The 23,633-nt window shown below is 70.1% G+C and carries 20 protein-coding genes and 1 tRNA gene; 12 read left to right on the top strand and 9 right to left on the bottom strand.

Annotation, left to right across the window (positions count from 1 at the left end; translation table 11 throughout):
• Positions 1 to 112: 112 nt before the first annotated feature.
• From AB0C38_RS43555 to mobF, 7 genes are all read left to right on the top strand, one after another.
• Positions 113 to 352 (top strand): helix-turn-helix domain-containing protein, encoded by a 240-nt coding sequence (locus AB0C38_RS43555; RefSeq protein WP_360685357.1) that lies wholly within the window; start codon positions 113 to 115, stop codon positions 350 to 352.
• Entirely contained in the window at positions 352 to 576 is a 225-nt protein-coding gene (locus AB0C38_RS43550) for a hypothetical protein (protein WP_360685354.1), read from the top strand. The genes AB0C38_RS43555 and AB0C38_RS43550 overlap by 1 nt, the downstream gene beginning before the upstream one ends.
• The gene (locus AB0C38_RS43545; protein WP_360685351.1) at positions 573 to 1,757 is read left to right on the top strand and encodes an RNA polymerase sigma factor; all 1,185 of its coding nucleotides are present in this window, start codon (positions 573 to 575) and stop codon (positions 1,755 to 1,757) included. Before AB0C38_RS43550 ends, AB0C38_RS43545 begins: the two co-directional genes overlap by 4 nt.
• Positions 1,754 to 3,499 carry a sigma-70 family RNA polymerase sigma factor gene (locus AB0C38_RS43540; RefSeq protein WP_360685348.1) on the top strand — a complete coding sequence of 582 codons (1,746 nt, stop codon included), beginning with the start codon at positions 1,754 to 1,756 and terminating at the stop codon, positions 3,497 to 3,499. Before AB0C38_RS43545 ends, AB0C38_RS43540 begins: the two co-directional genes overlap by 4 nt.
• 80 nt (positions 3,500 to 3,579) lie before the next feature.
• Positions 3,580 to 3,804: a hypothetical protein gene (locus AB0C38_RS43535; RefSeq protein ID WP_360685345.1), complete on the top strand. Its 225-nt coding sequence runs from the start codon at positions 3,580 to 3,582 to the stop codon at positions 3,802 to 3,804.
• 663 nt (positions 3,805 to 4,467) lie between these two features.
• On the top strand, positions 4,468 to 4,890 hold the full coding sequence (locus AB0C38_RS43530; RefSeq protein WP_360685342.1) for a relaxase domain-containing protein: 423 nt from the start codon (positions 4,468 to 4,470) through the stop codon (positions 4,888 to 4,890).
• Positions 4,857 to 8,909, top strand: a complete 4,053-nt coding sequence (gene mobF / locus AB0C38_RS43525) for a MobF family relaxase (protein WP_360685339.1) — start codon at positions 4,857 to 4,859, stop codon at positions 8,907 to 8,909. The genes AB0C38_RS43530 and mobF overlap by 34 nt, the downstream gene beginning before the upstream one ends.
• A 4-nt stretch (positions 8,910 to 8,913) precedes the next feature.
• On the opposite strand, the gene AB0C38_RS43520 is transcribed toward mobF, so the two are convergent.
• Positions 8,914 to 9,333, bottom strand: a complete 420-nt coding sequence (locus AB0C38_RS43520) for a hypothetical protein (protein ID WP_360685336.1) — start codon at positions 9,331 to 9,333, stop codon at positions 8,914 to 8,916.
• Between the two features lie 383 nt (positions 9,334 to 9,716).
• On the opposite strand from AB0C38_RS43520, the gene AB0C38_RS43515 reads away from it, so the two are divergent.
• Complete coding sequence (locus AB0C38_RS43515) at positions 9,717 to 10,943, top strand: tyrosine-type recombinase/integrase (protein ID WP_360685333.1); 1,227 nt, start codon at positions 9,717 to 9,719, stop codon at positions 10,941 to 10,943.
• An 85-nt stretch (positions 10,944 to 11,028) separates the two neighbouring features.
• On the opposite strand, the gene AB0C38_RS43510 is transcribed toward AB0C38_RS43515, so the two are convergent.
• The 6 genes from AB0C38_RS43510 to AB0C38_RS43485 form a co-directional block, all read right to left on the bottom strand.
• Positions 11,029 to 11,472, bottom strand: coding sequence for a hypothetical protein (locus tag AB0C38_RS43510; protein WP_360685330.1), 444 nt, complete (start codon positions 11,470 to 11,472; stop codon positions 11,029 to 11,031).
• A 154-nt stretch (positions 11,473 to 11,626) separates the two neighbouring features.
• Positions 11,627 to 11,700, bottom strand: a tRNA-Pro gene (locus AB0C38_RS43505).
• A gap of 115 nt (positions 11,701 to 11,815) precedes the next feature.
• Positions 11,816 to 12,988, bottom strand: a complete 1,173-nt coding sequence (locus AB0C38_RS43500; RefSeq protein ID WP_360685327.1) for an alginate lyase family protein — start codon at positions 12,986 to 12,988, stop codon at positions 11,816 to 11,818.
• Positions 12,989 to 13,159: 171 nt separating this feature from the next.
• On the bottom strand, positions 13,160 to 15,415 hold the full coding sequence (locus AB0C38_RS43495) for a glycosyl hydrolase family 18 protein (RefSeq protein ID WP_360685324.1): 2,256 nt from the start codon (positions 15,413 to 15,415) through the stop codon (positions 13,160 to 13,162).
• Between the two features lie 147 nt (positions 15,416 to 15,562).
• Positions 15,563 to 16,342 (bottom strand): enoyl-CoA hydratase/isomerase family protein, encoded by a 780-nt coding sequence (locus AB0C38_RS43490; RefSeq protein WP_360685321.1) that lies wholly within the window; start codon positions 16,340 to 16,342, stop codon positions 15,563 to 15,565.
• Between the two features lie 2 nt (positions 16,343 to 16,344).
• Positions 16,345 to 17,127 (bottom strand): PaaX family transcriptional regulator C-terminal domain-containing protein, encoded by a 783-nt coding sequence (locus tag AB0C38_RS43485; protein WP_360685377.1) that lies wholly within the window; start codon positions 17,125 to 17,127, stop codon positions 16,345 to 16,347.
• Positions 17,128 to 17,399: 272 nt separating this feature from the next.
• On the opposite strand from AB0C38_RS43485, the gene AB0C38_RS43480 reads away from it, so the two are divergent.
• The 3 genes from AB0C38_RS43480 to AB0C38_RS43470 all read left to right on the top strand — a co-directional run bounded on the left by AB0C38_RS43480 (position 17,400) and on the right by AB0C38_RS43470 (position 20,646).
• Entirely contained in the window at positions 17,400 to 19,037 is a 1,638-nt protein-coding gene (locus AB0C38_RS43480; RefSeq protein ID WP_360685318.1) for an ABC-F family ATP-binding cassette domain-containing protein, read from the top strand.
• Positions 19,034 to 19,516 carry a GNAT family N-acetyltransferase gene (locus AB0C38_RS43475; protein ID WP_360685315.1) on the top strand — a complete coding sequence of 161 codons (483 nt, stop codon included), beginning with the start codon at positions 19,034 to 19,036 and terminating at the stop codon, positions 19,514 to 19,516. Before AB0C38_RS43480 ends, AB0C38_RS43475 begins: the two co-directional genes overlap by 4 nt.
• Positions 19,517 to 19,644: 128 nt before the next feature.
• Positions 19,645 to 20,646 (top strand): hypothetical protein, encoded by a 1,002-nt coding sequence (locus AB0C38_RS43470; RefSeq protein WP_360685312.1) that lies wholly within the window; start codon positions 19,645 to 19,647, stop codon positions 20,644 to 20,646.
• A 4-nt stretch (positions 20,647 to 20,650) separates the two neighbouring features.
• Here the strand turns inward: AB0C38_RS43470 and AB0C38_RS43465 are convergent, their stop codons facing one another.
• Complete coding sequence (locus tag AB0C38_RS43465; protein ID WP_360685309.1) at positions 20,651 to 21,595, bottom strand: methionyl-tRNA formyltransferase; 945 nt, start codon at positions 21,593 to 21,595, stop codon at positions 20,651 to 20,653.
• A 115-nt stretch (positions 21,596 to 21,710) separates the two neighbouring features.
• On the opposite strand from AB0C38_RS43465, the gene AB0C38_RS43460 reads away from it, so the two are divergent.
• Positions 21,711 to 23,021 carry a lysine N(6)-hydroxylase/L-ornithine N(5)-oxygenase family protein gene (locus AB0C38_RS43460; protein ID WP_360685306.1) on the top strand — a complete coding sequence of 437 codons (1,311 nt, stop codon included), beginning with the start codon at positions 21,711 to 21,713 and terminating at the stop codon, positions 23,019 to 23,021.
• Here AB0C38_RS43460 and AB0C38_RS43455 read toward each other — a convergent pair.
• The gene (locus AB0C38_RS43455) at positions 23,008 to 23,493 is read right to left on the bottom strand and encodes a DinB family protein (RefSeq protein WP_360685303.1); all 486 of its coding nucleotides are present in this window, start codon (positions 23,491 to 23,493) and stop codon (positions 23,008 to 23,010) included. The two genes, AB0C38_RS43460 and AB0C38_RS43455, sit on opposite strands and share 14 nt — an antisense overlap.
• Between the last annotated feature and the right edge of the window lie 140 nt (positions 23,494 to 23,633).

Raw genomic sequence — 23,633 nt, 5'->3', positions numbered from 1 at the left:
GCTAGTGTCGCACTTGTTGCAGGCAGTGTCGCAACCCCTGGTGAACAGCAAGAAGCCCCGACCGGTGTTGGCGCACCGGCCGAGGCACGCACCGAAACCTTGGGAGAAAACGATGCAGGTTGAGCGTACCCGGTCGTACCGGGTCCGAGAGGTCGCTGACGGTTTGGACGTCTCGGCGGCCACGATCTACCGGGCGGTGGAGACGGGCGCGCTGCGGGCGCGCCGGGTCGGCACCGGTAAGGGCGCGGTCCGGATCCCGGGCGACGCGCTCGAGAACTACCTCGCCGCGTGCGAGCTGGCCGCGGTGACACAGGCGCCCAGTTCGGCGGTTGTGGTCGAGGACGTGGCCTGATGCGCGGGCGCGGAAACGGCGCGCTGGCCGCGCAGCGGCTCGCCGGCATGGCTGGCCGCGGCGGCGACTGCCTGGAGTTTGCTGCCGAGTGGTTGGCGGCCGTGGTCGAGGAGACCGGAGACCGGATCGGCCACGCGCTCGCGTACCGGCAGTGCCGTCGGGCCCGCACGGCCGCGGCGGAGTATGTCGGCGACTCGGGTCGCGAGAGTCGGTGGTCGCGGTGACGGCCACGACCGTTGAGCGTGGAAACGCGGAGGGGTTGGGGAGCCTCAGTGAGGCCGAGGCGCGCGAGCTGGTGGCCCGCGCCGCGTCGGGGGACCGGGACGCGTGGGGCGAGCTGTTTCAGCAGGGCCGTTCGACGGTGACCCGGTACCTGTCGCGCCGGATCTCGAATCAGGCCGATGTGGACGATGTCGTGCACGATGCGTTCCTGCGGCTGACGGATAGGGCGCAGGCGGGCAAGTTGGATGACGTCGGCGCGGTCGGTTCGTGGTTGTGCGGTCTGGCCTCGTATTCGCTGACGGAGTACGGGCAGCGGCAATGGCGGCGGCGCGCCGAGGTGGACGAGACGATCCGTGCGTCTCAGCTCGAACCGGCGGAGCCCGCTTACGAGCGGGAGTCGCGTCCGTTGTCGCCTCGGGTGGCCGCGGCGTTGGAGACGTTGACTCCGGCGCAGCGGCAGGCGGTGGAGCTGCGCTACCTGGACGGGCTGTCCAGTGAGGGTGCTGCGAGCACGGCCGGGATCAGCGTCGAGGCAATCGCCAATCGCTGTCACAAGGCTCGGAGGCAGCTGCGGGCCGAGCTGGCCGATCTGGAACCCGAGGCGCGGTCGCCGCTGGCCGAGGTGAGCAAGAAGGAGGCGGTGCACCAGGCGTTCGCCGCGGTCGGCGAGGACGACGCGGCGAAGGTGGCGACGTGGCTGCGTGATCAGGGCGTGCAGGTGTCGGAGAGCCACATCCGCGGCATCCGCAGCGGCATGTTCGGGTCGCCGCCGGCCGAGGTCGCGCCGGAGGCAGTGCGCACGGCGCCGCCCAAGCGCGCGACGAAGGGGGAGCAGGTGCGCGACGCGGCGCGCCGGTTCCGTGACGAGCACGGCGCGCTGCCGACCATCGAGCAACTGACCCAGCAGACCGGGGTGCTGCGGCGATACGCGCGCGCCGCGCTCGACGACCTCGGCGCCGAGGGGGACTCGGTTGCCGACGGGTCGGCGGGTGAGTCGCTGGCCGAGCAGGTGCGCCGCTCCGGTGACGCGGTGCGCGCGGTCGAGGAAGCGATGGAGCGTTCCGACGGCGGGGCCGCGGCCGAAGACGAGCAGCGGGCCGAGCGGGTGGCGCGCTGGCAGGCCGACGACGCAGCTGCTGAGGCGGCGCAGGAGTCGCAGCTGTCCTACGGGATGGCGTCATGACGCGGGCGGCGAGGACCCGGCGGTTCGCGGCCGGGTTCGGCGAGCTGACCGAGGGCGACGCGGCGGCGTTGGTGGCCCGGGTGCAGGCGGGGGACTTGGAGGCGCTGGGGGAGCTGTATCGGCACGGCCGGGAGCGGGTGCGGCAGTACCTGGTCGGCAAGGTGACCGACAAGGCCGACGTCGAGGACCTGATCCAGGAGACGTTCCTGCGGGCCCCGGAGCAGGCGTCCGCCTTCAACCCGGACACGACCGATGTGGGTGCGTGGCTGTGCGGCTGGGTGGCTCGCTGGGCCGTGGTCGACTACAGCCGCCACGACCGGTTCCGGCAGGTGTCGGCGGTCGAGGCAGCGGCGAAGGATGCGCTGACCGAGCCTGCGGACAACGACGCGGTGGCGCGGCAGGAGCGGGAAGCCACGCCGTTGTCGCCGCGGATGGTGCGGGCGCTGGCGGGGCTGAGGCCGTTGCAGCGGCGCGGGATGCAGCTGCGGTTCCTGGACGAGCTGCACCCGGAGCAGGCGGCCGAGGTGGCGGGCACGACCGCCGCGGCGATCAAGACGGCGTGCTCGGAGGCGCGCAAGCGGCTGCGGGCGGAGCTGGCCGACCTGGTCCCGGCGTCCGGCGAGTCGCCGACGGCGGGGTTGAGCAAGGCGGCCGCGGTCCGCGCGGCGTTGCGGGAGACCGGGGACGACATGCCCGCGGCGCTGGCTCAGCTGGCCGAGCAGGGAGTCACGGTTCCCGCGGCCTACGCCCGGAACGTGCGCGACGCCCGTGACGCGGCGGCGAAGGCACCGAAGGCGAAGGGGCCGTGGCCGCAGCGCAAGAGCGACGCGGCGCGCGCGGCGGCGCGGGAGTTCGCGGCCGAGCACGGCGAGTTGCCGTCTGGGGTGCGGCTGGCGGAGCTGGCCGGCGTGTCGACCGGCACGGCCTCGACCGTGCTGGCCGAGATGCGCGCGCAGGCCGAGCGGACGACAGGGGACACGGCGGCCGAGCAGGCCGAGCAGCACGACGACGGGCACGAGGTGTCCGTGGACATTCCGACGCAACGTCCGTCGATGGAGGGTGACGTGAACAGCGCGGCCACGATCGAGTCCGGCACCGACCTGCGATCCGCGCTCCGAGCGGTCGCGTCCTACCAGCGGGCGACGTGCGATCCGGGCGCGTCGGACCTCGACGCGGTCGCGCTGGCACGTTCGCTCAGCCTCGACGACGTCGCCGAGGCGGTCGAGGACCCCGGGCTGCGGGAGGCCTACCGGCGGGTGCTGGCCGCCAGCGGGGACGTGATCGACCGCGAGTTCGGCGATGGCGCCGAGTCGCTGCCCACGTCGGCCGGGCAGGAGCTGTCTGCCGCCGAGGCAGTGGCGCAGGCCGAGGACGAGGTCGCGATGGTGTGCGTGCCGTGCCCGTCGTGCGTCGGGTCGCCGGGACGCAAGCCGTGGTCGGCGCCGGGCACCGCGTGCGGAGTGTGCCTGGGGGAAAAGGAGCTGCGGATCGGGATGGACCCGGCCGAGCACCCGGGCATGGACCGCGACGCCGCGCGGGCGAGCGTCGAGTCGATGGCCGAGCAGGTCCGCGACTCCGGTGACGCGGTGCGTGCGGCGGAGGAAGCCGTGGAGCGCGTGGCCGGCGGCGGCGCTGTGGACGAGGACGGCGAGCGGGCCGAGCGGGTGGCGCGCTGGCAGGCCGAGGACCGCGCCGACGAGACCGCGCGGGCCGATGACGGCGCACTGGAGCTGACGGCATGACGGCGCCGCGTCCGGGCAAATCTTTTCCGGCTTCGCCCTGTGCTCCCGACTGGACCTTCGACGACTGTGCGGGAGAGCTGATGAGCGAGGGCGTGCCGCAGACGAGCTGCGGTTGCCCGGACGTGGCGCAGCTGCGCCGTGAGGTGCGGGCGCTGCGGGTGGTCGTCGAGGCGGTGCCGGACCTGTTCGAGTACGTCGAGCAGTTGGCCGCGATCGTTCAGCACCTCACTGGACACGATGCTGCGGCGGTGCCGGCGGGGGAGTCGGCGGCCGGTCCGCAGAGCGCGATCGGTGATGCGCGGTGAACGGGCGCGCGGTGTCCATTCCGGTCGTCCAGTCCGGGGCCGTTCAACGGCTGGCGTTGGTGTCCGTTCAGTGCGGGCGCGTTCAGCGCGCGTCGTTGGACGCGTTCAGTGCGGCGGCGTGGGGTGGACGTTCAGCCGAGGTGCCCGGATTCGTTCAGTTGACGCCGTTGCGGTCGTGCGGCGCGATCGTTGCCGGACAGCGCCGACCAGTCAGCGCGCCGCCGCTGTCGAGGTCGTGCCGAGCAGCAGCCGATGCTTTCGCGCTAACCGCGTCGCACCGAGATCGTCTCAGCGCCTCCCAGCACACCCCGGCAGCCCTCTCAAGTCAGCCCCAGCACCAGCACAGCCACAGCGGCTCTCCACGCCCTACAGCTCCAGCAATCACCACCTCAACTCACGACGAAAACCAGCACCACCAACACGAACTCATCATCACCACGTCACTCATCACAGCAGAACCACCGAGTAAGCCATCAATTCAAGTCAAGACACTCAACAGCACCTCACCTCAGAAGACAGCCCAAGAACTAATACCGAATGCATACCGAATGCACACCTTGGCATCACGATCCGATGGGCCGCTGCGCCGTGGCCGGCGCGCGGGAACACGATCGCCGTTGTTGATCTTCATGTCCCGCTAGTTGATCTTGTTAGGGGGTTCTGATGCTGTCGATCGGGCAGGGCTACTCGGTCCGCTACCTCACCGAGGAGGTCGCGAAGGGCCGGGAGAACTACTACACCGACGCCGTGGCCGCGGGGGAGCCGCCGGGCCGCTGGTACGGCAGTGGGGCTGAGGAACTCGGCCTGACCGGGCTGGTTGACGAGCAGGACATGCGCGCGGTCTACGAGTGCTTCGTCGACCCGCGCGACGACGCGTTCAAGGATCCGGCCCGGTGGGCCGAGGCGTCCACTCTGGGCCACACCGGCCGGAAGTATCCGACGGAGGACGAGTTGTACGCCGCCGCACTGGACGCCGAGCCCGGCGCGACGCCTGAACGCCGCGAGGAACTTCGGTTGGCGGCGAGCAAGTCGGCGCGGCAGAACGTGGCCTTTTGGACGCGACGTTCAGCGTCCAGAAGTCGGTGACCGTCCTGCACACCTCGTTCGAGGCACAGCAGGTGAAGGCTGAACGGACGGCGCAGCGGCTCGCCGAGGCGTTGGACGCCGCGTCCACCGCGGGCGCGGAACCGGCCGAGTTGGCGGAACTGGCCCGGCAGCGCGACGACGCGAGCGCCGCTGCGGTGTCGTGGAAGACGCACCGCGACGCGGTCGAAGATGCGATCTGGGCCGGGAACCGGGCGAGCCTGGACTACCTGTCCGAGCACGCCGGCTACAGCCGGGTCGGGCACCACGGCGGCGCCGCGGGCCGGTTCATCGACGCCCACGACTACGTGGTGGCGTCGTTCTTCCAGCACGACTCGCGCAACCACGACCCCCAGTTGCACATCCACAACGCGATCCTCAACCGCGTGCAGGGCGCCGACGGAAAGTGGCGGACCCTGGACTCGAAGGCGATGTACAAGTTCCGGGGCGCCGCCGCCGCGGTCGGCGAACGCACCATGGAAGAACACCTCGCACGCGCACTCGGCGTGCGGTTCGCGACCCGGCCGGACGGCAAGTCCCGCGAGGTCGTCGGGATCGACCAGCGGGTGATGGAGCTGTTCAGCTCGCGGCGCCGCGCGATCACGAAGAAGACCGCCAGCCTTGTCGAGGCGTTCGAGACGAAGTTCGGGCGTGAGCCGAACTCGCTGGAGCTGAACCGGTTGCAGCAGCAGGCCACCTTCGCCACCCGCAAGGCCAAGTCGCACGACGGCGAGACCGTCGAGGCGCGCCTGGAGCGGTGGGACCGGGAACTGCGGGCAGAGGTGGCCGGCGGGCTCGGCGCGGTCGCCCGCGACGTTCTGAACCTCGACCACGGGGCGCGCGAGGACGTCGCGTGGTCCCCGGCCGAGGTGCTGAAGACGGCACTGGCGGACGTGCAGTCCACAAAGGCTGGGTGGACCGAGCCGGACCTCACGCGTGCGATCTCCGATGCGCTGCCGGATCAGCTCGGCGACCTCGACGGGTCCCAGGTGACGCGGCTGTTGGACACGCTGACCGCCGAGGGCGTGAAGCTGGCGACACTGCTGGGTACCGACCGACCGGGCGTGGCGGTGCTGCCGGACGCGTTGAAGCTGGCCAACGGCCGCTCCGCCTACGAAGCCCCGGCGTCCCGCCTCTACGCGACCCCGGAGCAGGTCCACACCGAACGGGCACTGGCCGCCGCGACCGCGCGCCGGGGCGCCCCGATGCTGGACGGACCGGCGGTGGACGGATTCGTGTCGGCACTGGCCGAGCAGGGCGTGGTGCTCGGCGCGGACCAAGCCGCGGCGGTGCGCGGCGTGCTCGCGTCCGGCGCTGCGGTCGAGTCGCTGGTCGGCCCAGCTGGAACCGGCAAGTCTTTTGTGGTCGGCGCGCTGGCCAAGGCGTGGCAGGACCCGGCCCTGTGGGACGGGGCCGCACGAAAGGTGGTCGGGCTGGCCTCCAGCCAGGTCGCCACAGACGTGCTCGCCGGCGAGGGGCTGACCGCGCGCAACATCGCGCGGTGGCTGACCGCCCAGGCGCGGCTAGAGGACGGCAGCACGCACCCGGAACACGAGGCGTGGCGGCTGAACCCGGGTGACCTGGTGGTGGTGGACGAGTCGGCGATGGCCAACACCGCCGAACTCGCGAAGATCCACCACCACGTCGAGCAGGCCGGGGCGAAGCTGCTGCTGACCGGCGACCACCGCCAACTCGCCGCGATCGGCGCGGGCGGCGGCATGGAACTGATGGCCGACGCGGGCGCGGCCTACGAGCTGACCGAGGTCCGCCGCTTCGCGGCGGACTGGGAGCGTGCGGCGTCGCTACGGCTGCGCGACGGCGACGAATCCGTGCTGGGGGAGTACCACAAGCACGGCCGGATCATCGACGCCGGCACCCGCGAGCAGGCCGAGACCGCGGCGGCGAAGGCGTGGCTGGCCGACACCCTCGCCGGGAAGCACTCGATCCTCACCGTCGACACCAACGAGCAGGCCGCGCAGCTGTGCGCGGAACTGCGCAACGAGCTTGTCCGGCTCGGCAAGGTCGCCGAGTCTGGCGTCCCGCTCGGCCTGCAGGGCACCTACGCCGGCGTCGGGGACCTGGTCCAGGCCCGCCGCAACGGCTGGGATCTGGCCGGGTTCGAGGGCAACACGGAGGCGCCGATCAACCGCAAGCAGTACCGCGTCCTCGACACCCGCGAGGACGGCGGCCTGCTCGTCGCCCGCGTTCTGGGGCGCGAGGACGGCGTCGGCGAGGTGCTGGGGGATCAGATCACACTGCCCGGCTCCTACGTCGGCGAGCACGTCGCGCTCGGCTACGCCTCGACCGTCCACAGTGCCCAGGGGCTCACGGTCGACACGAGCCACGCGGTGGTGACCGAGTCGACCGGGCAGGAAGCCCTCTACGTCGGGCTGACCCGTGGCCGGCACGGCAACACCGCGCACGTGTCCACGGTGGCAGTACCGAAGGACGCGCCCGGCGGCGCCGCCTTGAACGCGGTGCACAGGAAGCCCGCCGCGGTGCTGGCGGGCGCGTTCGAGGGCACCGGCCCGCAGCGCTCCGCGTTGCAGGAGGCCACCGAAGCCGCCGCCGAGGCCGAGGCGATCCGAACCCCGGCCGAACTGCTGGCCGACGCGACCGAGCTGGCCACCGCCGGGCGGACGGCGCGGTGGCTGGACGAACTGGTGGAGGACGGGAAGCTCACCGACAACGAGCGGGCCCGGATGGCCGCCGAGGACGGCGCGGCGACCCTGTCGCGGGTGCTGCGGCGGGCGGAGCTGGCCGGGCACGACCCGCGGCAGGTCCTCGACGACGCAGTGACCGCCCGCGACTTCGGCGGCTCCCGACAGCTCACGAACGTGATCAACGGCCGGATCACCAAGAACGTGAGCCTCGAACCGGTCGGATCGTCCTACGCCGACTGGCTGCCGACTGTGGACGACACGCAGTGGTCGACCTACCTGCGGTCGCTGGCCGACACCGCCGACGCGCGCCGCCAGGAACTCGGCCAGCAGCTCGCGGCCGAGCCGCAGCAGTGGGCGCTGGAGGCGTTCGGCCCGGTGCCCGAGGAACCCGACGCGCGCGACCAGTGGGTGGAGCGTGCGTCGGTGGTAGGTGCGCACCGGGAGCTGACCGGACACGACGACGACGCGGCCGCGTTAGGTGCTGCGCCGAAAGCCGGGCAGGCCGAGGTCTACGCGTCGTGGCGCGCATCATGGAGAGCGCTCGGGCAGCCCAAGTCCGGCGAGGACGAACTGGAGATGACCGACGGGCGGCTGCTGATGCGCGCCCGGGCGTGGGACCGGGAGAAGACGTGGGGTCCGAAGTTCGTCGGCAACGAGCTCGCCGGTACCCACCAGGCGATCGACTCCCGGCGGCGCGATGCGGTGATGCGCCGCGCCGAAGCCGATGCCACAGCCGATGAGGCGGAGCGGACTCGACTGCTGCGGGAAGCCGGCGAGGCCGAGGCGCTCGCCGACCTGCTCGCGCGGCAGGCGATCGAGCTGGAAGCGGCGGACGAAGCCCGCGCGTTGTGGTTCGCCCACACCGCCGAGACCCGCGCAGCTGCCGACCGCGCCCGGCTCGAGTTGTCGAAACGAGCCGTTGACGGGGAACCGGTCGAGACGGTCACGACCCAGGAGTGGCTCGACGCCCACGACGAGCACATGGCCGAGGAAGACGTCCACCGCGAGGTCACCGACGAACACGACCTCACCGGCGTGGCCGAGCAGCGCGCTGCCGACCTCGCCACCGTCGACCAGCAGGCCGATGACGCCGTGGAGACGGACGTCAGCGACGTGCGGGACGTCGCTGCCGAGGAGCCGCCAGTGACGGAGTCGCAGGACGTGCGGGTGCTGTCGGCGCCCGAGACCGCCGATGCCGTCGACCTAGCGCGGCGAGCGCTGTTGGAGATCCAGGCTCGCGACGCCGCCGACAACCAGCGTGCCGCCGAGGAAGCACAAGCCGCTGAGATGCACCGGCGAAACACCGCCGACACGGCCGAGGCGACCCAGTCCGACGACGACGCGGCGGTGACGTGGTGACCGGTCAGCCCTGGGTCGAGGCCGGGGTGGGAACTTCGATCGGCGGGTTCCCGCTCCGGTACCACGCCCATTCGAAGGTCTGGTGGATAGCCAACAGCCAGCCCGGTCGCTCCTCAAGCCACGTCGGCACCGGCCGGCGGTCGAGCAGTTTCGCCGCAGCCAAGGCTTCCGGCTCGATCGTCTCCGCGATCGCACAGGCAGAACGGCGCGTGATCGGAGCCGGCGCGAGGTACGTCCGGCCGTCCGAGGAACGAACCGTTGCCGTGGCAAGCCACCGGCACGTCATCACCACTCCGAAGGCCGACCAGGTCAACTCCCGGTCGTATAGTTCTTCGGCGGCCAGCCACAGCCGCGCGAACGTCGCGACGGGAACACGCACGTTCCCGTGGGGAATCAGGTCGAAGTCGCGTCCCGTCAGCTCCATGCCCCCGATGGTGACACCCAGCACCGACAAAAACCGGCGCCGAGCAGTCGAAATGTGCGCCGAACGGGTGGCAAAAGAAAGACATGTCCTCGCCGGACGGGCAGGCACTCCGGGATGGTCAAGAAAAGCGGTCCGGTTGCGTTCGTGCGTGCCTGTCGTCCATCCCGTCGACCTCCACAAGGGCTATCAAGTCTGTCAAGGGGGCAGACCGCACGCACACTCACCACCCCAGGAACGGGGCCCCCTTGACAGACTTGATCGGGCTTACGCCAGGTCGACGGGATGGACGAAGAGGCCCTCACTAGGGGGTGGCAACGGAAAAGCGGCCTGTCGGCCGCAAAAACCCCGGCAGGTCCGGGATGGATCAGCACCAGGAGCCCCGGATGAGCACCGAGAAGAGCCAGAGAAACGAGATCGGTCCGCCGATCGGTGTTGAGCTTGCCGTCGACGTCGAAGAGCTGGAGGACCGGGCCAAGCCGTTCCGGGCGCGCGTCCGGTGGACGGATCCGGTCACGAAGAAGCGTCGGTCGCTGTCACGGTCGAAGGCTACCCGCGAGGAGGCCGAGGACTGGTGCGACGAGATGCGCAAGCTGGCCGCCGGCGGTGTCGACCCGGACGCCGCCACGATGCCGCTCGCCTCGTACGGCGACCTCAACCTGCCCTTGGCCCTTAAGGGGTTGGCCGCGAAGACGACGGACCCGTATCTGGCGGGCTGGCGCAAGCGCGTGAAGCCCACGCTCGGCCACATTCCCGTCCGGATGGTGACCTACGGTGCGGTCGATCGCGCTGCCATAAGCTGGATTGCCGACGGGTGCACCAAATCCGTGATTAAGAACAGCTTGGCGATGCTTGTCCGGGTCATGGAGCAGGCGTACCGCGACGGGCTCGTGGATCGAAACCCGGCCAGGATCACCGGGTGGCAGCGTGAGTTCCAGCTCGCCGAGGACGAACTCGACGATCCGCGGTCACTGGCGTTGCCGGACTGGGAGACGCTGGAGCGGCTGGCGAGCGCGCTCGTGGCGCGGGCGGCCGACAACTACGCGGGTTGGGGAAACGTGGTCAGGTTTAAGGCGTGCACGGCCGCACGGATCGGAGAGGTCTCCGGCATCCGTGTGTGCGACGTCGACCGCGAGAGCTGGATCTGGAACGTGCGTCGGCAGACGACGCCCGGCCCGGGCGGGTTGTTGAACAAGGCCACGAAAGGGCGGCGGGCGCGCAAAGTGCCGTTGATCGAGGAGATCCGTCCGTTGGTGGCGAGCCGCCTCGACGCGGTCGGCGCGAACCCGATGGCCCGGTTGTTCACGGGTCCGCGTGGCGGGTGCGTGACGACGGCGATCCTCCGGGACGCGACCCACTGGGACGAGGTGGTCACCAAGCTGGGTTACGAGCACCTTCGTCGCCACGACCTCCGGCACACTGGGCTGACGTGGCTAGCCGACTCAGGTGTACCGGTCCATGTGCTCCGGGTGATTGCGGGCCACGGGTCGCTCAGCACCACGCAGCGCTACCTTCACCCGGATCTCAGCTCGATCCGGGATGCTGGCGACCTGCTGAGTGCGCACCTGTCTGCTCCGCGGTCAACGAGCGGTCCACGGCTGCGCGTCGTATAGCTCGGCCATCCCGGAGGTCGTGCCCGCCAACTGTTCACGCCTATCGGGTTGGGGCTCTGGCCGACCTTTTAGGCGAGGGCGAGTCTCAATCGAGCCTAATGTTCAGGCGCTTGCCGTAGATGGGCCTGCCTCTGACTTGGGCGTATGGAAATAGGCTATGTTGAGGGTTTTTGCGGAGCATCTGTTGTAGTGCACGGTATTCGCCCAGGTATATCTCGTGCTCGAAGTCGGCTTGCCCCTCAAGCCGTAGCGGTAGTTGGCCGCCGGCAACATCGCTCATCCGGTTGAGAACGTCACGGCCTCGCGGCCGCCGCTGCGTGTCTGAGGAGTAGTAGCCCAGCTCAGTCACCGTCGCGGGGTATCGCCCATGGTTGACGATGTGGACACGAAGAACGGTTCGTTCGCCGTCGTCGACCACCGACCCGTTGACCGTGATGTGAGCGCCGGACCGTCGCCAGGACACGATTTGCCACGCCAGCGTCGTAGTCGACACCAATAGCGCGAGCCATGCCACCACCACAGTTGTCACGTGCGCACCTCTAGATCAGTCGCCGTCCGCCGACTGGTCCACAGGTGGTCCACGTCGCCGCGTGGGCGTAGATCAACTGTCGACCCCGCCATGATCAACACAAAGGGCCCGTGAGCTGCGCTTATGCTGCTCACGGGCCCTGCACGTGCGTCCGTCGGGCTGACAGGATTCGAACCTGCGACCCCTTGACCCCCAGTCAAGTGCGCTACCAAACTGCGCCACAGCCCGGACCCGCACTCGCTGAGTGCGTGATAAGTACTCTAGCGTGCCCGCCGAACGGCCCTGCGCGCGGGGCCCTGATCCGCCTGACCTGCGGAAACAGGTCAGGCGAACCAAAGTCACGTCACGCAGCGTTGCCCGCGTGGGTCAGCGTCTGCCACGCCACGAACAGGTTGTTCGAGCCCGCCGGGCGCTGGCGCTCCGTCAGGGTCTGCGTGTTCGTCATCGCGATGCCCAGGCGCGTGTTCAACGCGTTGAACCCGACCTCCGTCACCGGGCCCAGGCCGAGGTTCAGCTTGCCGCCGCAGAGCCACGATGGCACCGCCGTGCCCAGCTGGTACTTCGACTGGAACCCCAGGGCCTGGCGCAGGCGCTCGCCCACGTCCGTTCCGTACACGTCCTGGCCCTGGATGCGCAGCGTCTCCGCCACGTCCGCGATCGACGCGATTCCATAACCCGTGTGGACGAAGTCTCGGCACGTCTCTTGCGTCAGGCCGTCCACGAACGTTCCCTGGCCCTGCCAATAGCCCACGATCTGGTCCCGCGTGGACAGTCCGCTGCCGGGAACCGTCTTCGGCAAAGAACCATCCGAGGCGATGTACACATAAGCAGCGACGCGGTTTCGGTACCGGGTAACCGCCTTGTCGAAGTTCGTCTTGTCCTCGAGGAACACCGAGATGCCTACCGCGGCCTCCATCATGGACAGTTCCCAGTTGCCGTTGCTGTTGCTGCCGTTGATGATTTTGTTCAGATACACGTTGCGCAGCATCGTTCCGAAGCGGCCCGAGTTCGGCCAGCTCGTGTACGTGTACTTGATGATCTCCGCCGCGCGGGGCCAGGACGAGCCCGCCCAGCCCGTCTGCAACGGCGCGTTGCTGTTGGTGTGGTTCGTGATCGTCGCCGACCACGCGTCCATCAACGCGATCGCCTTCTGGGCGTAACGAGCGTCGCCGGAGATGTACCAGATCAGGGCGTCCGTGTACGCCGCGATCGCGTCTTCCCGCTCGTCGGTGCAGCCGTAGTTCGGGTTCGAGTACGAGCCGCATTCGACGACCGAACGCGGCTTCGGCGTCCGCGAAAGCGATGCGTACGTACTCGACTTGGCCTGGTCGTAAGCCGCTTTCCAGGGCTGGGCGCCGGCGTTCACCTGCGTCTTGACGAAGTCCAGCTGCGGACGGCTGACCAGGACGCCCGGATGCGTGAACGTCGCCGGCGCCGCGGGGGCCGGGGTGGCGACCAGGCCCAATGCGAGCGGGACGAGGGCGGCGAGCGTGACGACTTTTCTCAAGCGGGACATGGCTCTCCTCGAGACGACGATGTCTGGGGGTCCGGCCAGTGTCATGGTCCAGACCATCGCGCGTCAAGGAAACAACAGTCCTTTCTTCGCCACCTGAAGAAAAGAACCGGAAAATGTTCAGCCCGCTGAACGGAAGGCGGTTTCCGTTCAGCGGGCTGAACAGCCGTACCGTTAACCGAGACCGGCGCTGACCGCGTTCATCAACGTCCCGGTGTCACCCGACATCTCCCACGCCATCACGCCGAGCAGGCCGCGCTGCTTCAGCCACGTCGTCTTCAGCCCGATCGACCAAGCGTCGTCGAACGTCCACCACTGGCCGCCATTCCCGGTGTAGCACGACGTCGCCACCGCGGCCGTGTCGTGGCGGACCGTGCACCCCGGGACGCTCGCCACCAAGTTGGCGTACCCCCGGGTTCCCGCTTCCTCGGCGAACTGCCCCGGAGCCGCGCCGGTCGCCGACTGCCACTCGCCGCTCTTGCCACCGTCGGCCACCCCCTGCCAACCCCGGCCGTAGAACGCCAGCCCCAGCGTCAACCGGCGTGGATCGACGCCCGCGTTCGTGTACGCGTTGATCGCCGCTTCCGCGCTGAAATGGAAGTTGTACGGGTCGTCCGCGTCCGCGTACAGGTTGCCCTGGTGGCCCGTCCGGTTCGGCTCCCACGAGTTGTCGCTGCCCGAACCGTGGAAGTCGTACCCCTGCACGTTCGCCACGTCGAGGTAGGTGAAGATCTTCGACAGGTCCCAGCCGGCCGCCACCTTGGCCGGGTCCGCCGGGGTGAACGCGTGCAGCTGGTAGCGCTTGCCGGTCGTCGCGCCGTACGCGTCCAGCTGCGTGCGGAACTCGGCCATCAGCGCCGTCAGGTTGTTCTTGTCGTTCGCGCTCCAGTGGTTGCCCGGGTGACCGTCGGCGCTGCCGGGCCACTCCCAGTCGAGGTCGATGCCGTCGAAGATGCCGGCCGCCGTGCCCGGGCCGCCCGCGCCGCCGTAGGTCGCGAGGTTGCCCTTGATCCACGTGTCGACGCACGACGAAACGAACTTCTTGCGCGACGCGTCCGTGGCCGCGACGTCCGAGAAGTACTTCGAATACGTCCAGCCGCCCAGCGAGACCAGCACCTTCAGGTTCGGGTGCTTCGCCTTGAGCTTCTTGAGCTGGTTGAAGTTGCCGCGCAACGACTCCCAGCCCGTGTCGGCCACGCCGTCCACCGACTGCGCCGCCGAGAACGGCCGCGAGTAGTCGGCTTCGGCGTCGCCCGCGCCGTCACCCTGGTTGGGGTCCTGCGGGTTCGCCGTCGTGCCCTTCGTGACGCCGGACAGGCAGGTCAGGTTCACCGGGTCGATGTTCTCGAACGCGTACAGCAGGTGCGTGAGCTTGGCAGCCGCCCCTGACGTCTCGAGGTTCTTCACGAAGTACTGGCGCCCGTAGATGCCCCACTGCACGAAGTACCCGACCTTCGCGTACCCGGAGACGATGTCACCGGTCCGGGCGGTCACCGCGGTGCTCGGCGCCGACACGTTGTCGTAGCCGTCCCGGGCGCGCACCGTGAACGTGTACGAAGTGGACGGTGCCAGCCCGGTCACGACGGCGGACGTCGTGGTCACCGTCGTCGCCAGGGCGGAGCCGCGGTAGACGTCGTAGCTGACGACCCCGGTGTTGTCCGTCGAAGCGTTCCAGGCGAGTGACACGCTGCCCGAGTCGGCGGCCGTCGAGCGCAGCCCACCCGGTGCGGAAGGCGCCTGAGTGTCGTCGGCCGGGCTGTTCGTCGTGACGGCCAACGCGGTGCTCGCGGGCGAAGTCGTCCCCTTCGAGTCCTTGGCCTTCACCGTGAACGAGTACGCGGTGCCCGGCGCGAGCCCGCTGATCGTGGCGCTCGTCCCGGTCACCGACGTGGCCAGGGAAGTTCCCTGGTAGACGTCGTAGCCGGTCACCGGCAGCGAGCCGGCGGCCGACGCGTTCCAGGCCAGCGCGACCGTCTTGGTCGTCTTCGCGACCAGCCGCAGGCTCGCCGGCGCGCCCGGGGGAGTGTCGGGTGAACCGTCGCAGTTCGCGTTGTCGACGCGGCACTGCGCCGGCGTCGCGGCCGCGCTGAGCCGGAAGGTCGGGCTGTACGGGTAGGTGGTCCGGCCCGGCGCCAGCGTCGCGATGTAGTACGCCGGGGTGAGCGTGACTTGCGTGCCGTTCTGCGTCACCGTCCCGTTTTCGCCGGTCGACGCGGTGACGCCGGCGGGCAGGGTGAAGGTGATCGCCCAGTTGCTCACCGACGCGGTGCCGGTGTTGGCGACGGTGTAGGTGCCGGTCGTGCCGCTCATCGCCAGGGTGGCGGTCAGCGAACCGGCCGCGGCGGCGGGGGGCGCGAGCGCCGCGACACCGCCGGCAGCTATCAGTACGGCAGCGAGTGCGGAGCGTAGTCGTGCGGGAGTGCGTCTCATGGCGGTTCTCCAAGCGACACGAAAAGGGACGATGTGGTCTAGACCACGTCCGAATGTAGCCCGGTGGGGGATAACCGGTCTAGACCACATCGATCAAGTAACGCGCGCCCGCGCCCGAACGGCGGAAACCGTTGTCCGAACGGCGGTTCAGCGCCCCGTGAAGGTCGCCTTCCCGGGCCCGTCCGCGAGGAACGACTTGACGGCGTTGCGGAGGTCTTCGGTCTCGAAGAGCTCGGCGGCGATCGAAGTGATGTGCGCGTTCGCCTCCGGGACGCCGCCGGCGGAGAAGTGGTCGAGGACGCGCTTGGTCGCGGCGTGCGCCCGCGTCGGGCCGTCGGCGAGCCGCTGGGCGAACGCCCGGGCCGCGTCGTCGAAGCCTTCGTCCGGCAGAACGCGGTTGACGACGTTCCAGCGCTCGAGCGTCTCGGCGTCGTAGGTGTCGCCGGTCATCACGAACTCCTTGGCGCGCCCGACGCCCGCCCGCGAAGCGAGCCGCTGGGTGCCGCCCATGGTCGGCGTCAGCCCGACGACCTTCTCGACCAGCCCGAACTTCGCGCGGGAAGCGGCGAGGATGATGTCGCAGGCCACGGCGACCTCGAACGCCCAGGTCAGGCAGAGTCCGTGGGCGGCGAACACCGTCGGGAACGGCAGCGCCGCGATCCGGTCCGGCACCGCGAGCATCTCGTCGAAGAGCACCTTCGCCTCGGCGGGCGAGCCCTGGGCGTCGAACAGCGAGACGTCCACGCCGCCGCTGACGATCTTGCCCTCGGCACGGATCAGGAGCGCTCGCGCGGGGGCCTCCTCCAGCGAAGCGATCGCCGAAGACAGGGAGTCCTGCAGCGAAGCCGAGTAGAGGTTCAACGGCGGGGCGTCGACGGTCAGGACGGCGAGCCCGCCGTCACGATCGAGGCGGACCTGCTGAGTCATGTTCATCCTGCTTCTTCGGCGGCGACGATGTCGTCCCAATACTGCTGGGCCTCGGGGCGCCAGTCGACGTGTTTGTGATGGAACAGCTCCGCCGCTTTCGTCCCGCTCCACTTCGCCGGCAGGAGCTCGGCGGGCAGTTGCGGGTCGAGGAACGGGAACCGCCGCCACTCGTGCACCAGCTCGGTCTGCGCCCGCAGCACCGCCCGGCCGCCGGTGGGGTGCAGGCCGGTGAACCGGTCGATGAAGTCCTCGTAGCGGTCCTTCAGCTCGGTCAGGTCCCACGACCGGGCGACCATGGTCTCCTGCTCGCCGACCTCGCCGTAGGTGGCGGTGAACGACATCGCCTGGGCGTCGAGGCCGAGCTCGTTGACGATCTGCTGGGCCTCCCGCTGGCGGCTCAGGTCCGGGCTGACCCACACGCCGGCGACCGGCGAGCCGAAGCCCGCCCAGGTCAGCCGCGTGCGCAGGCGGTGGCGCAGGTCGCGCTTGGCCTCCGGCACGGAGACGATCAGCATCAGCCACTGCCCGTTCCAGGGGCGCTCCTCGCGGCCGAACGCGTAGATCCGGTCGGCGCCCTCGGTCAGGAGCCGGCGGCCCGGCGGCGTCAGCGACCAGCGCACCCGGCGCCCGACGCGCTCGGAGACCATCCAGCCCTCGGCGGCGGAGCGGGCCAGCGCCTGCCGCGCCGACTTCTCCTCGATGTCGAGGATGCCGAGCACCTCGACCAGCATCGACGTCCAGACGGGCTTGTCGCGGGGCAGCGTGTACTCGCCGAGCACGGTCATCAGCAGCGACCGCGCGCTGGCGTGGCTGACCTCCCGGCGCCGGCTCACCGTGGGCCGGGGCGCGGATGGGCGGCCTTCCCTCGGTTTCGGCCTGCGGCCGAGGGTGACCGGGGGAGCGGATTCGCCCATGCTGCTTCACCTCACTGCGAGGGGGTATCGACAACCGAACAGGTTACCCACACTGAGTGATCAAAGCGCCACCGGACACACACAGTCGGTGGCTTTGACCATGATCTGACAGTTCAGCACGTGGCCGTAGACTTGGCCACCTCATGAGCGCAACTCTCGTCGCGAAGGACCTGGCCGCTGGCCACGGTGACCGCATCCTCTTCTCCGGCCTCGATCTCGTGGTCGCGCCCGGCGACGTCGTCGGCCTGGTCGGCGTCAACGGCGCCGGCAAGTCGACGCTCCTGCGGACGCTGGCCGGGCTCGCGAAACCCGACGACGGCGAGATCCGGCTGAACCCGCCGACCGCGACCGTCGGGCACCTGCCCCAGGAGCCTGAGCGGCGCGAGGGGGAGTCGGTGCGCGCCTTCCTGGCCCGGCGCACCGGCGTGTCGGCGGCGCAGGCGGACCTCGACTCGGCGACCGAGGCCCTCACCGCGGGCGAAGCCGGCGCGGACGACCGCTACGCCGTGGCGCTCGACCGGTGGCTCGACCTGGGCGGCGCCGACCTCGACGAGCGGGCCGCGGAAGTCGCCGCCGACCTCGGGCTCGCCGTCGACCTCGACCAGCCGATGACGTCGCTCTCCGGCGGGCAGGCCGCCCGCGCCGGGCTCGCGTCGCTGCTGCTGAGCCGCTACGACGTCTTCCTGCTCGACGAGCCGACCAACGACCTCGACCTGGACGGGCTGGCCCGGCTGGAGCGGTTCGTCTCCGGGCTGCGGGCGGCGACCGTCCTGGTCAGCCACGACCGCGAGTTCCTGGCCCGGACCGTCGACCGCGTCGTCGAGCTGGACCTGGTGCAGCAGCAGGTCAACGTCTATGGCGGTGGCTACGAGGCCTACCTCGAAGAACGCGAGGTCGCGCGCCGGCACGCGCGGGAGGACTACGACGAGTTCGCCGACACGAAGGCGGCGCTCGAAGCGCGCGGGCGGATGCAGCGCGCGTGGATGGAGAAGGGCGTCAAGAACGCCCGCCGGAAGCAGCCCGACAACGACAAGTCCGCCCGCAAGTTCCGCAGCGAGGCCACCGAGAAGCAGGCGTCGAAGGCCCGCCAGACCGACCGGATGATCGAGCGGCTGGACGTCGTCGAGGAGCCGCGCAAGGAGTGGGAGCTGCGGATGGAGATCGCCGCGGCCCCCCGCGCCGGCGCGGTGGTCGCGACCCTGCGCGGCGCGGTCGTCCGCCGCGGCGGGTTCACGCTCGGGCCGGTCGACCTGCAGATCGACTGGGCGGACAAGGTCGCCATCACCGGCGCGAACGGCGCGGGCAAGTCGACGCTGCTGGCCGCGACGCTCGGCCGGCTCTCCCCGGACGAAGGCAGCGCGACGCTCGGCCCCGGCGTCGTCGTCGGCGAGGTCGACCAGGCGCGGCAGCTGTTCCTCGGTGACGTCCCGCTCGCCGACGCGTTCGCGCGCGAGGTGCCGGAGCTGCCCGACGCCGAAGTCCGGACGCTGCTGGCCAAGTTCGGGCTGAAGGCCGCCCACGTGCTGCGGTCCGCGGCGACGCTCTCGCCCGGCGAACGCACGCGCGCGGCGCTGGCCCTGCTGCAGGCCCGCGGGGTGAACCTGCTGGTGCTGGACGAGCCGACCAATCACCTCGACCTGCCGGCGATCGAGCAGCTCGAAGCGGCGCTGGACAAGTACCCGGGCACGCTGCTGCTGGTGACGCACGACCGCCGGATGCTCGACGCCGTGCACGTCGGGCGCCGCCTCGAGGTGGACGGCGGCAAGGTCCGCGAGCTGTGATCGTCCGCGAGGCGGGTGGCGACGACGCCGACTTCCTCGCCGACATGCTCGTGGCGGCGGTGAACTGGTCGCCGGAGTGGCAGAACAAGAGCCGGCGCCGGGTCCTGAGGGCGCCGAACACCGCGCACTACATCGCGGGCTGGCCACGGGAGGACGACCTGGGAGTGGTCGCCGAGGTGGACGGGGAACGGGTCGGTGCGGCCTGGCTGCGCTTCTTCCCGCCCGAGGACCCGGGGTACGGGTTCGTCGCCGCCGACGTCCCCGAGCTGACGATCGGCGTGGCCGCCCCCTGGCGCGGCCGCGGTGCCGGGCGGGCGCTGCTGCGGGCGATCGAAGCCCGGGCGGTGGAGGCGGGCATCGGGCGGATCGGGCTCAGCGTCGAACGGAAGAACTTCGCGCGGCGGCTGTACCTCGCGGAGGGCTACGAGGTCGTGAGCGCGGGATCTGCGGACTCCGACACGATGGTCAAGGTGCTTTAGCCTCCGCTGCGCCGCCGTTCGGGTGACATTAAATGCGCGATATTGGTGCTCTCGGGCAATGGCGGTCACAATGGGTGATTCGAGGGGTGACGGCGCCGTCGTGTGGTCGTCAGCGAGGGGAGATCACCATGGTGATCAATGCGAGGAGAATAGGCGCGGCAGCGGATCCGGAGTCGGAAACTCAGGTGGTCTGCCCGTGTGTGCACGATCTGATCAAAGCCCATCAGGACCGCGAGCATTCGGGATTCGCGCAGTTGCGGGCGGCGTACGAGGCCGCTCAGGGGAAGATCGTGGAGGAGCATTACGCGGTCAATTGCCAGGCGGCGCTTCTGCTCGTCGCCAAAGAGCAGAGCGGGTCGGACGGCGGGGCGAAGGAGGTCGTCCACAAGCTGCGGCTCTACTACGACCACACCGACAGCACCCCCGAATTCGACGACGTGTTCCGGTCGGCCCGGCGGGTGGAGCGGAAGTACTCCGTGCTGCTCAGCGGTCAGTCGCAGGAGATCCTGGTGCAGGGCCTCTACACCGCGGCGGCCGCCCTCCTGGGCGTGCTCGACGCGATGGTGGGTTCCGCGCAGAAGCCCGAGCGGCTGGCCGCCGCGGTCCTTTCGGCCCGGAAGGAAATTCGCCAGATCGAGCAGAACGCGCGGGACGCGGCCCTCGACCGGGCGCTGATCCGCTATCTCGGCGGGCTGGCCGTGGGCGCCGTCGCGGCTACCGTCGTCGTCGCCGCGGTGGCTTTTCTGCCGATGAAGACGGAAATCGTATCCCAGCTGATCATCTGCGTGGTATCCGGAGCCATCGGCGCGATTGTGAGCGTCATGACGCGGACGGCGAACCGGGAAAAGGTGCGCGTGAGCCTCGACCAGGGCTGGCTGGTGATCATTCTTTCCGGATGTTTCCGGTTGATCATCGGTGCCGTTTTCGGCGCGGCGATGCTGGTGCTCGTCCGCGCCGGGCTGCTTCCGCTCGCCGTGCCCGGTTCGGGCGAAGAGGTCACGTTGTTCTTCGCCGGCCTCGCTTTCCTGGCCGGGTTCAGCGAGCGCCGGGCGCAGGACACGATCGTCCGTACCTTGCCCGGCGCGGTGGACCAGACCGCGGCCGAACCGGCGCGGGGCAAGGACGGCTGAGGGGTCAGGGGCGGTCGGTGAGGTACCCGCCCATGGTCTTGAAGTAGTCGGCCGCGGCGAGGTCCGTGCCGTCGGCGGTGCGGACCCGCTCCACCAGCAGACCCGGCGACTGCCCGCGCCGCGCGTCCGGGCCGGCGACGATCACCACGCCGTCGCCCTCCCGGATGAAGATCCGGCCGGGCGTGCCGCCGTAGTGACCGTGGGACACCGACGCCTTCGTGATCCGCAGCTCTTGGCCGCGGTGGTGGGTGAACGCGTTCGGGTACGGGTCGGACAGCGCGCGCACGAAGCGCTCGATGTCCGCCGGCGGCGACGTCCAGTCGATCAGGCTGTCGCGCGCCGCGCGCTTGTGGAAGAAGCTCGCCTTCGCGCGGTCCTGGGGCACCGGCGTGTAGCCCGTCTCGATCTTCGAGATCGCCTCGGCCGTGATCGGCGCGATCAGGTCCACCGTGCGGTGGAACAGGTCCGTCGTCGTGTCGGCGGGCCCGACCGGGATCGCCCGCTGCAGGACGATGTCGCCCGCGTCCAGCTCGCCGTCCATCATGTGGGCGGTGACGCCGACCTCCGGCTCGCCGTTGATCATCGCCCAGATCAGCGGCGAGAAGCCGGCGTAGGACGGCAGGAGCGAGTCGTGGATGTTCAGCGTGCCGTGGCGGGGCAGCTCGAAGATCTCCGGCGGCAGCCACGTGCGCCAGTTGTTCGCCACGATCAGGTCGAGGTCCGCCGCCTTCAGCTCGGTGAGCAGCTCGGCGTCGTCCGGGCGGTTGCGCAGCAGGACGCGGATGCCGTTGGCCTCGGCGAGGTCGGCGACCGAGTCGGCCCAGATCCGCTCGTAGGCGTGGTCGCTCTTCGGGTGCGTGACCACGAGGGCGACCTCGTGACCGGCGTCGATGAGCGCCTGGAGGGTCCGGTGCCCCCAGGTCTGGTAGCCGAACATCGCCACGCGCATTCGAGAGTGCCCTTTCTTGGTCGGGGGACGAACATCACCACGAACGTACTAGGCGAGGCTCGCCTAAGTTAGGTTAGGGTTCCCTGAACGGTACCGGAACGCGCGAGGGAGCAACATGACTGCAGAGGCCGGCGAACAGATCCCGATCTACGATCTCGTCGGGGTGGGCTTCGGCCCGTCGAACCTGGCCCTCGCCATCGCCCTCGCCGAGCACAACGCGGGCACGGGAGAGCCGGTGACCGCGCACTTCCTCGAGCGGCAGCCGCGTTTCGGCTGGCACCGCGGGATGCTGATCGACACCGCGACCATGCAAGTGTCGTTTCTCAAGGACCTGGTCACCATGCGGAACCCGACCAGCGAGTTCAGCTTCCTCAACTACCTGCACGCGGCCGGCCGGCTGGTCGACTTCATCAACCACAAGAACCTGTTCCCGCTGCGCGTCGAGTTCCACGACTACTTCGAGTGGGCGGCCGCGAAGGTGGACGACGTCGTCTCCTACGGCACCGAGGTCGTCGCGGTGAAGCCGGTGTTCGACGGTCCGGAAGTCGCTTACTTCGACGTCGAGGCCTCGGACGGCTCCTCGCTGCGCGCCCGGAACCTGGTGATGGGCACCGGGCTGCGGCCCCAGCTGCCCGAGGGCATCACCGCCGGCGAGCGGGTCTGGCACAACAGCGAGCTGCTGTTCCGCGTGGACGCCTTGCGCGACAACGATCCTCGCCGGTTCGTCGTGGTGGGCGCCGGGCAGAGCGCGGCAGAGGTCGCGGCGCTGCTGCACGACGAGTTCCCGCGCGCCGAGGTGTGCGCGGTGTTCGCGCGCTACGGCTACAGCCCGGCCGACGACAGCTCGTTCGCGAACCGGATCTTCGACCCGGACGCGGTCGACCAGTTCTACCGCGCGGGCGAGCCGGTCAAGGACCGCCTGATGCGCTACCACGGCGCGACCAACTACTCGGCCGTCGACGTCGACCTGATCGACGAGCTGTACCGCCGGGTCTACCGCGAGAAGGTCCTCGGGGTCGAACGGCTGCGGCTGTTCAACGTCTCGCGGCCGGTCGAGGTGACCGACACGGGGACGGTGACCATCGAGTCCCTGACGACGGGCACGCAGACGGTGCTGGAGGCGGACGCGGTCGTCTACGCGACGGGCTACCGGCCCGCGGACCCGACACCGTTGCTGGGCGATCTCGGCACGCGCTGCCTGCGCGACGACGAAGGCCGCCTCCGCATCGAGCGCGACTACCGGCTCACGACGGACTCGCCCCTGCGCGGCGGGATCTACCTGCAGGGCGGCACCGAGCACACGCACGGGATCACGTCGTCGCTGCTGTCGAACACCGCGGTGCGGGTGGGGGAGATCCTGCAGTCCATTGTGGATCGCCGGTTGGTCGAAGCGCCCGAGGGGGAGTACGCGGTCAGCGCGCGGTGAGCTGCTCCCGGAGGATGTCGCTGTGGCCGGCGTGCCGGGCGAAGTCCTCGATCAGGAGCAGGTAGACGAACCGCAGGTTGACCTCGCCGAGGACATCGTGCGTCCAGGTGTCGTCGAGTTCGAACCGGGCCGCGATCTCGCGTGAGCGCGCGCTGGCCCGTTCGAGCTCGGCGACCACGTCCTCGAGGGTTTCGCTGTCGTCGACGACGAAGCTGGCGTCGCCCGGGGTCGTGGGCCCGTCGCACTCGGACTCGCCGAGGCCGAGCAGGAGGCCCTGGAACCAGCGGCGTTCGGCCATCGCGACGTGCTTGACGAGGCCGATCGGCGTGGTCAGCGACGCGACCAGGCGCTGCCGCACGTCGGTCTCGGACAGGCCGCGCGCGGTGTCGGCGACGGCGCGGCGCTGGCGGTCCATCATCGCCTCCAGCAGGAGACGCTCGGATCCGGTGGTGATTTCGGGCAGCACGAACATGGGGTATCAGCTTCCTGGAGTGGGAGACGGCCGGACGATCCTCGGGGACGGAGTCCAGAACCGAGGCGGGCCGAGCCCAGGGTAGCGCTTCAGGCTGACCGGCAAAAGTCCTACCCGGCGCGAGGCATCGAGACCGCTGC

The sequence above is a fragment of the Amycolatopsis sp. NPDC048633 genome, from assembly GCF_040650695.1.
In the GTDB taxonomy this organism is placed as follows: domain Bacteria; phylum Actinomycetota; class Actinomycetes; order Mycobacteriales; family Pseudonocardiaceae; genus Amycolatopsis.
This window is presented reverse-complemented; position numbering and strand designations above follow the sequence as displayed.